7 protein-coding genes are annotated in these 9,043 nt (G+C 46.4%); 3 read left to right on the top strand and 4 right to left on the bottom strand.

The features are described from left to right. Positions 1-183 precede the first annotated feature (183 nt). Complete coding sequence (locus tag BLR60_RS24375) at positions 184-462, bottom strand: helix-turn-helix domain-containing protein (protein WP_090505162.1); 279 nt, start codon at positions 460-462, stop codon at positions 184-186. Between the two features lie 825 nt (positions 463-1,287). Between BLR60_RS24375 and BLR60_RS24390 the strand changes: the two genes are divergently transcribed. The 3 genes from BLR60_RS24390 (at position 1,288) to BLR60_RS24400 (ending at position 2,875) form a co-directional block, all read left to right on the top strand. After that, the gene (locus tag BLR60_RS24390; RefSeq protein ID WP_143009151.1) at positions 1,288-1,866 is read left to right on the top strand and encodes a Crp/Fnr family transcriptional regulator; all 579 of its coding nucleotides are present in this window, start codon (positions 1,288-1,290) and stop codon (positions 1,864-1,866) included. 131 nt (positions 1,867-1,997) lie between these two features. After that, the gene (locus BLR60_RS24395; protein WP_090505173.1) at positions 1,998-2,435 is read left to right on the top strand and encodes a MauE/DoxX family redox-associated membrane protein; all 438 of its coding nucleotides are present in this window, start codon (positions 1,998-2,000) and stop codon (positions 2,433-2,435) included. A gap of 116 nt (positions 2,436-2,551) precedes the next feature. After that, on the top strand, positions 2,552-2,875 hold the full coding sequence (locus BLR60_RS24400; RefSeq protein WP_090505176.1) for a hypothetical protein: 324 nt from the start codon (positions 2,552-2,554) through the stop codon (positions 2,873-2,875). A gap of 39 nt (positions 2,876-2,914) precedes the next feature. Here the strand turns inward: BLR60_RS24400 and BLR60_RS24405 are convergent, their stop codons facing one another. Genes BLR60_RS24405 through BLR60_RS24415 form a run of 3 tightly spaced genes read right to left on the bottom strand, consistent with a single transcriptional unit; the run spans position 2,915 to position 8,842 of the window. Continuing rightward, complete coding sequence (locus BLR60_RS24405) at positions 2,915-4,267, bottom strand: RagB/SusD family nutrient uptake outer membrane protein (protein ID WP_167354821.1); 1,353 nt, start codon at positions 4,265-4,267, stop codon at positions 2,915-2,917. 11 nt (positions 4,268-4,278) lie between these two features. Further along, positions 4,279-7,476, bottom strand: coding sequence for a SusC/RagA family TonB-linked outer membrane protein (locus tag BLR60_RS24410; RefSeq protein WP_090505182.1), 3,198 nt, complete (start codon positions 7,474-7,476; stop codon positions 4,279-4,281). Between the two features lies 1 nt (position 7,477). Next, the gene (locus tag BLR60_RS24415; RefSeq protein WP_090505184.1) at positions 7,478-8,842 is read right to left on the bottom strand and encodes a TlpA family protein disulfide reductase; all 1,365 of its coding nucleotides are present in this window, start codon (positions 8,840-8,842) and stop codon (positions 7,478-7,480) included. Between the last annotated feature and the right edge of the window lie 201 nt (positions 8,843-9,043).

Consider the following 9,043-nt stretch of genomic DNA (forward strand, 5'->3'; position numbering starts at 1 on the left):
TTTTTCTCAATTTGCGATTGGCTGAACGATCCATCCAGATATTCTAATGCAACCTGGATTCGGAAACTATCAGAATGGATAGATTCACGACCACCTTTACCTTTAAGTGCTTTTGCTCTTATCATAATGTTTTTCTCTTTTGAAAAACTTTCTATGTAAACTTTTTTTAGGAATGGACAGTAATTAAATACGGCCTTTACGCTGGCTCTCCAGATAGGCAGCGAGCAAGTCTTTCACGTAAAAACGATCGCCACCGGGCAGTTTGATGGGTTTTAACGTACCATCTTTCACTTTACGTTTGTAGGTACTTTCGCTAATGTTGAGGTAGTCTTTAACCTGCTGGCGGGTTAACTGCTTTTCAGGATCGCCAAAGAGATCGATAAAGGTAAATTTTAACTGTTCTTTGTTGAGCACGAGGTAAATGTTGTACAAAATCTGTACAAGGGCATCGAGGTTATTCATAGGGCGTAGAGTTTAAAAACAAAACCATATTGCGAAACGCTGATGAGGCATTGCGCAAACATATCCGGAAAATGTTTCTGTGCCGTTATTTAGGCGGTTAACCCATGGTGCTGAAGCGGCTAAAATTGGTTAGAAAATTTGCGTTAATCTTAAAATTTTAGCGTCAAACAGCGCCAAAAGCTGTTTAACATTCCCAGTAATACTGACGTTAATTAACAGGTATGAAATGATCATTAAATGGTGGGGAATAGTTTCCCCAGTGTTTTGGGTGGCCCCTGCTGGGGCAAATAAACCCCAGGTTAAAAATGATGTACGCCACCAGTTGATGGCAGTTCTGCCGTGCATCAACCACATCGCTATGCACTATTATCATTACATCAACTATTAGGGATGAAAAAGCAAACAGTGCTGGTTTTTCCATCATTCGTAAGTTTAATTAGTATTTAGTTACGTATTATTATTACACCTTATTTTTCATGTATAACGACAGCTTATTTCAAATCGTATATCAGATAAGGCCCTGTATTGCAAAACATTACCGTTTGACCTCCATAAAAAAGGAACCTTATTTTTTTCCCCGGCCAGGAAAATGACGTATTGAGGCAAATAAAACAATTTAGCAAATACCCGCTCCCCTGCCCGGAGGTGGCCAAAAATGCATGCCAGTACTTTAAAAAAAAATTTTCCTTCAACTACATCAGGCAGCAAAATATTCAATTTTATCAAAAACACTTCATCCCTAATCTTTGCCGGGTTGCGCGGGGTTGCCAGCCCAGCAACTTGACAAAGGCCCGAAAGCTTATTTCTTTATATAAAAAACATATCATGGAAGAAAACAGCTATTTAAGCACAATCAGAAATTACGTAACACCATCTTACGGATTAACCAGTTATCTGAACGTTATTGTACAAGAACACACATTTAAAAAGAAAGAAACCATTAAGGTTTCCGATCAATACTGTACTGGTCTGCTTTTTATCAGTACGGGCACGTTAAGGTTATATACCGTTAAAGATGAGGAAGAAACAACCATTTTATTCTGGCATCATCACCAGTTCCTGGTACCAATGGCCGCATTGAGCAGTTACATAGAGGGAGAAATATTTATCGAATTCCTGGAAGATTCTATCCTGATGGGATACCATGATAAACACACGGCCAGCCTTTATAAAGTTTTCCCGGAATACCCGAAACTGATCAACACGCTTTACCAGCAGCAGCTTGCGCTGGTTATACAGCATACCACAGGGCTTGCCATGTTGAGCGCAAAGGCCCGTTTCCATCACCTGATGCTCACCAGCCCGCAACTGTTTAACCTCTGCGATTTAAAAACAATTGCAAGTTACCTGGGCATACACCCAAAAGTTTTGAGCCGTTTACGCTCACAGGCGCTAAATAAGTAATATTTGTTACCTCAATTTCACTGCGGGTAAGCCATTTGGCAACCTAAATAGCCTTCGCCCGGGCCGATCTGACCCGAACTTTATACCAGATTTTAACTACAAGAAAGATTCTCCAATAAAACAGCAAGGCCATGAAAGTAAACTTAAGCAAAAATACATACCAAGCCGGCTACATTCTACTCATTATTTTATGGGGTACTACCTCGGCAAGTAAACTTGGCGATATGCACGGATTTAAAACCGAACTGGCCAAACAGGCTTTCTCCGGGCAATTTTCTGCATTCCTGTTAATCGCCGTACCCGCTGCAGAACTAGCAACTGCTACCCTGCTTGCCTTTACCAAAACCAGGTTGTATGGCCTTATCGCATCGCTGCTGTTAATAACGGCTTTTACCGTATACACCGCGCTGGTGCTGGCAGGTTATTTTAACAAGGTACCCTGTAGTTGCGGCGGTGTATTAAAATGGCTCGGTTGGAAAGCACACCTGGTATTTAATCTTGTATTTACCGCAATAACGCTCACTACTTTAATTATCCACTTAAAGCGGGAGGTTGGTGACAAAGAGTAATCAGCATACCGGATACCGGTCATATCCAATACAGCAACAATCAACCGATCGCCAGACCACCGAACCAGATCAAATCATTTATCCTCCTAAACGGAGCAATTTAAAAACTAAATACCATGTTAAACAAATTAAACCTTGGCCTTGCAGCCCTCGTATTGGGGTTCGGCCTAACCATCACCACCAGTGCATTTAAATCAGCCAAAGCAGATATCCAGTGGAATTTTATTGGCACCACGCTATCTCAAGCTACAGACGGCCACCAGTATTCTACTACCATGAGCCCGCCTACCAGCTGTAACTCTGGTACTGCAGCACCTTGTTACCTGCTTACGCCAGAAACGGTTGATACCCAGGAAAAGCTAGACCAGTACATTGAAGATACCTACGGCGACAATGCAGCCGCTGTAAGGGATAATGCTCCTGCCCAACGCGCACTGTAAGTAAATAAGGGCCTGGTTAAATTAACCGGGCCCTTTGTTTTACCGCTCGTTCTGCGGCATACCGGTTAGGGCAATAATATCTTCAGGTATCGGCAACGCATACCGTTTATCATTGGGCGTTAAAGTATAATCAATCCCGCTTATGGTGCGCTTTAACACAATGTTCCCACCTTCGGCATTTAAACGTTTAACATCCATCCACCGCAGCCCCCGCATTACCAACTCTTTCCGTCTTTCGCTTAACACCACGCCCAATGCGGTGGCTTTGTCACCAGCCACCAAGGGCACAAATGTTCCGGTTTTAAACCTGGCCAGCAAAAGCTTGTTCAGGGTTTCCATACCCAGCGCTGTTTTGCCGTTCCTTACCTGGCACTCGGCAAGGGTTAGGTACATTTCATCAGTAGCCAGGCCGAAAAAAAGTGCGGGCTGGAAATAGGTGCCTTTAAAATAAGAAGCGCTGCCGCTCTGCACATAAAATACCTGCTTCCTCAAATCAGCAGCCTGGTAGGCCTGCAAAAGCTCAGGCACCATCTTCGCCCTTGTGTTGCTTAGTATTGTTGGCGGTGGAGAAAACGTGTTAAAAACCACTTCAGGATTAAAAAGTGCTATCGGATAAGGTGCTGCTGCATTGAGCTGATTATAATCCAAAAGCGCGGCATTGTTGCGCAGGCAGGAATCGGCATAATTTTCGGCTGCCTGGTAATCGCCCATATATAAAAAGGCACGCGCCAAAAGCCCATAGGCTGCTGCCTTTGATGGCCTGGTGGCACTCAGGGCTTTTACGGGCAAAAGCGGTACCGCAGCTTTAAGATCAGTTAGCACCTTTTGGTAACCCTCCTGTACGGTAGCCCGGGTAGATGGCGTATTAAAATCGGCACTGGGCCGCAATGGGATACCGAGGTCTGTTGCTGAAGAAACCTGGTAAGCCTTTGCCCAAAGGCCCAGCCCCTGCAAAAAGCATTTGGCCCGGTACACCAGTGCCTGCCCCTTTACATCGTTATATCTGGTATCCCTGGTTATGGTTGAGGCTTCCAGCCCTTCCAGTACGGCATTACAGGAATAAACGGCTTTGTACAGGTATGCCCAATCGTTGCTGCCCGGCTCGAAAATGTTATCCTTTTGCCAGCTGTACATCCTGCGTTCATATTCGCCTGGCAGCGCGGCAAGGTCAGCATCGGTAAGGTAGTAATCATCGGCCGAGATTTCTGCCGACACCAGATCTTTAGCAGTCAGCACCCCGAAATTATCCATCAGCGCCTGAAAATCGGCCAGGGTTGAGGGGATCACCAGGCGCTGATCGGGTTTTTCATCCAAAAGTTTTTGGCAACCTAAAATTGCATTGGCAAAAACAGCCAGTAACAGCCAAAATCCAAAAATATTTCTCTTTTTCATATCCATCAATTTTAAAAGCCCGCCCTTAAGCCGAAAGCCAGGGTTTGCCCAGGGGGTAAGTTAAAGCTACTGGTTACATACTCAGGGTCTAGCTGATGTTTGTTGGCCCGGTAAATAATGCCAACATTGGCCAGGTTAGCAAATACGTTTAGTGTTTTTAAGCCGATCTTTTTTGCAAGTGTTTTTCCGACTGCATAATCAAGGTTGATGTACTGTATGCGGATATGGTCGCCCTTATCAATCAGCTCTTCAGAAAACCTATAAAAAGATTCCCTGCTGCTTGATAAGGGATAGGGCATTGAGGGTACCTGGGTAAATTGTTCATCGCCCGGGTTTTTCCAGCGGCTGCCAAAATCGGCATGGCCACTACCATTGGCAAATAGGTTGGTATAATCAATACCCTTACGCCTGAAATAATAACCGAACTTAAAGCTGAGCGCTACCGAAAGGGTAAAACCTTTAAAGCCAAAATCGTTTACCATATTGCCGAAATAACGGGGCAGCGCCGAACCGTGAAATGCCAGATCTGTAAGTTTGGTACCACTGATAATAGTGCTGTAGGCCTTGCTGGGCTGGCCGTTTAAAAAGCCCATCGGTTCGCCCGTTGCGCCATCAAGGCCCGCCCAGCGGTAAGAGAAAATGGAATACACGGGTAAACCTTCTACACCCGATACCGTGGCATTGGCCTGCAAAAAGTTGCTCCCCTGTACCGAAGGCAGGTAATATTTGGCCACCTTATCTTTATACACCGAAAGGTTGAGCGTGCTGCCCCAGGTAAAGCTGCCCTGCAAAATCAGGCCGTTCAGTTGCAGGTCTAAACCTTTGCCTTTAATTTCGGCCACGTTGCGCAATATGGTGGTGCCTACCCCGGTGGTATAATCGATGGGGTAAATGCCGAACAGATCTGAAGCATGTTTTTGATAATACTCTACACTGCCCGATAGCCTGGCTTTGAACATACTAAAATCAAGCCCCATATTCAGCATCCTTACCGTTTCCCACCGCAGTTCAGGGTTGGCATACTTATCAAAAATGGCATATGGCGTTTGCGTATAGGGCGAGTTAACCTGGTAACGGATGGTATTTACCCCGCTCATAGATGGATCGGCATTGCCGCTAAAACCCAGGGTAGACCTTAATTTCAGCTGGTCTATAAAACCCACTTTAAAAAACGGCATCTTCGTTATATCCCAGCCCAGGCCTGCACTCCATAAAGGTTTCCATTTATCGTTGGTGGCTACCCCGAAAAGGTTAGAGGCATCGGCCCTGGCGCTTGCCGAGAGCGTGTAGGCATCTTTAAAGGTATAGGCCAGGTTTACAAACTGCGAAAAATAATTATTGGCTGTTTGGCTTAAACCGTTACCATCGGGAATGTAAGCGGCACTCCCGGTAACCGAATTGGGGAACGTGCGGGTATAATCAACCGAACCGGTGTTCAGTTTATCGGTATCTACACCGTACATCCGGCCCGATACCCCTGTAGATTGTGCCTTTCGCCACTCTACCCCCACCAAAGCATCAAGCCTGTGCGAAGGCCATACCCGGTTAAAATCAAGCTGGCCCCTGTACTGCTCCGATCGCAACCTGCCCTCGTTCCTATCCATAATGGCACCTATGGGGATTGGATAGCTCACCGCCCCACCCGCACTTACCTGCGCAAAACTGTTAATCAGGTTGCGGGTATAATAGCTCCCTAAGCCTTGTAAAATCTCCCTGTTGGTGCGCTGTTCTTCGATATTGTATTTAAGCGATAGCTTAAAGCCGAGTGGCAATTTATAACCCAAATCGAAACTGGCCATCAGGTCGGTAAGCCGGGTTACATTATCGGTGTACTGGTTATCCAGGAGCGGGTAATACGACCAATCTAAAAGTTGGGTTACCGCTGGCGAAGCCAGATAGGCAGCCCTGTAGTTTTTGGTAATGGGCAAAGGGGTTCCATTGGCGTCGGCAAAGGCCGCATATGGGTAAAGTGAGGTGGTACTGGTTATGCCGCCAATGCCGGGCTGCCCTGCTGTAACTTTGCCGCCCGTATAACTGAATAGGGTATTTAAATTCAGGTTGCGCAGCAGCATAAAATTATTGCTCAGCCTCATGTTCTGCCTCGCATTGGCCCCATCCAGGTTATCTACATTGTGGTTGTAACCCGAAGAAATGAGCCAGGCATGTTTTTCACCCCCGCCCGATAGCGAGAGTGCATACTGCTGGTTTACCCCGGTTTTATAAATGTAACGGTCAAAATCATCATACACATCATGCGCGGCGAAACCTGCCTTAGCCTGTTCCAAATCAGCAGTTGAAAGTTTGCCCGCAGCATTCAAAATCAACAGCTCTACAAAAGGCGTTAAAGCAGGTTTCTGGCTGGAGTTGATCTGGCTGGTATAATAACCCTTGCCAAATAAAAACTGCTCTACATCAAGCGCATCTGCTGATGAAATGCGTTGCTCATACCGCAGGTTAGGCTTTTGTGCAAAACCAATGCTGCCAGAAAAATTTACCGCCAGGGGCGTATTCTTTTTTCCTCTTTTGGTGGTAATTACAATCACGCCGTTCCCGGCACGGGTACCCCAAATAGAAGCTGCAGCGGCATCTTTTAAAACGGTAATGCTCTCTACATCTTCGGGATTAATATTGGCCAGGTCACCCGCATAAGGGAAATCATCTACCACAATCAGTGGATCGCGCGGCCCACGGATGGTACTGGTACCCCGGATAGAAAATTTGCCCGAGGCCGAGGTAGTCCTATCAAAGGTGAGCCCGTTACCTATGGCCTCTAATCTATCGAGTATGTTTTTCCCCACCTGCTGATCGAGCCTGGCCTTATCGAGTTTGTCAAAAGATCCCGTGGCGCGCGTCCTATCCAGCAACTGGTAACCCGTGCTTACCGTAACCTCGTTTAGCTGGTTATCGGCAGGCGGTAACCTGGCCACAAATGCCCGGGTTAAAGGCAGCGTTATGGTAACCGCATAAGTTTTAAAACCCACCGCGGTGGCCACAAAACGGTAAGCACCCGCAGGCAGCCTGAGTAAAAACAACCCCTTTGCATCTGTTTGCATTTTACGCATCAGCCCATCAGCCCCTGTAAGTTCGATGTTCGATAGCACGGCAGTACTATCGGCAGCACTTAAAATTTTGCCGCTAAAGCTTTCCTGCCCAAAGGCGATGAGCGGGCAAAAGCCGATCAATAAGATTAGTATATGTATATTCCTCATTTTAATGGTTTAGTGTTTCGTTTGGCTGGTCGCTGATCAGCATTATGGTTACTTTTTTCTTTGCCGGCCGCAGGCGTAAGCCATATTGGCGAAGCCCGGCATTCACCTCCTGCAGGTTGCCCGTTAAGGGGATGCTGATGGACAGGCGTTGGCTGATCCCCGTTTTGTTAATCACGGGCAGCCTGTTCCAGGCCAGGTTTTCTAAATGATCTACAAGTGCCCCAACCGGAACATTTTTTAAGTTTAAAGCCCCTTGTTGGCCAGCTCCCTGATCTAAAATGCTGCCACCACCATTGTTCATAGCAGTACGTGCGGTGCGGTACCGCTCCAGCACCAGGCAATCGGTTTTTTGAGTTTTTAATGTGCCTACGTAAGGCGAATAGGTATTCAGGTCGGCCAGCATCATGGGGTATAATCGGGCCGATAAACGCTCAGGCACTACAAATTCATAATTGTAACTGTCGTGTAGAAAACCTGCTGAATCGGCACCTGTATACCTGATCTGTTGATCTGAAAAGCGCTGGCCCGCTGCGCGTTGCAACACCCTGCCGATGGTACTGTACAGGCTAAAAAAGTTGGTATTGGTAAAGGCACGCCCCACCAACAGGCCCGATTTTGCTTTACGGAACTGCGTACCGCTGGCCAGGCCAGATACCCGCCCTTTAGTTAGCAGGCTGTACTTTTGTAAAGCCTCGGTAGGGAAATCGGCCGAGCTGAACAAAGGCAAAGCCGGATCGATATTCTTTTTATTAACGAAGCTACTGCCCCCGCCCGCCATAGCCTGCAACAGTTTCGCTTCTTCCAGTTCTTCTTCGCCTGTAATGGCCAGCACCTTTCCGCCTTTACCAATCCATACATAGTGGGGTATGGTGCGGTGCGGGAAGGTGTTGTTCAGCAGCGTATCTGCCACAATAGCGGTAAAGGCTTCGTTATGTTCGTTTTTTCTTTTTTGTAAAAAGCTGCTTGCCCTGGCCACAGGCTCGTTATTTACCAAAATGATCTGCAAATCGTTCCGGTATTTTTGTTGCAGCATCTTCATTTTGGGAAAATTGGCTATGCAGGGCACACAGTAGGTGGCCCAAAAATCGAGCAAAATCAGTTTGCCGCGGTAGCGGTTTAAAGTAACTGAAGTATTTTTGCCTTCATCGGGTGTGCCGCCCGAAAAAACAAAATGGCTGCTTTGCCATATGGCTTCAGGAACAGCCCCGCCAACGGCAACACCGCTGGCTGGCCTGGCTCCCTGTGCGGTAACCCCATTTGCGGCTAGGGCCATAAACAGCAAAAAAACGGTTAATATTTTTAAAAAGCTATGGTAAATATGAAGGCATAGCCTGCCCCCTGAGATAGCCATTGTAGATGGGTTCATAAGTTTTGGTTAAGTTGATCAGGAAAAACATGAACCTGTCTCAAAATAACAGATTCAGAAATAGCAAAAGAATTAAATTTGGCGATGTCGTCATGCTCAGCTTGACCCGATAGATTCTGTGTTAATTTGCAAATAAAATATTTTATTTTTGTTTCATGGGCGGTCAAGAACTAGCCAGTGTAGCGTGCTGATCCTTTAGGT

This window comes from Pedobacter terrae (assembly GCF_900100705.1).
Lineage (GTDB): Bacteria > Bacteroidota > Bacteroidia > Sphingobacteriales > Sphingobacteriaceae > Pedobacter > Pedobacter terrae.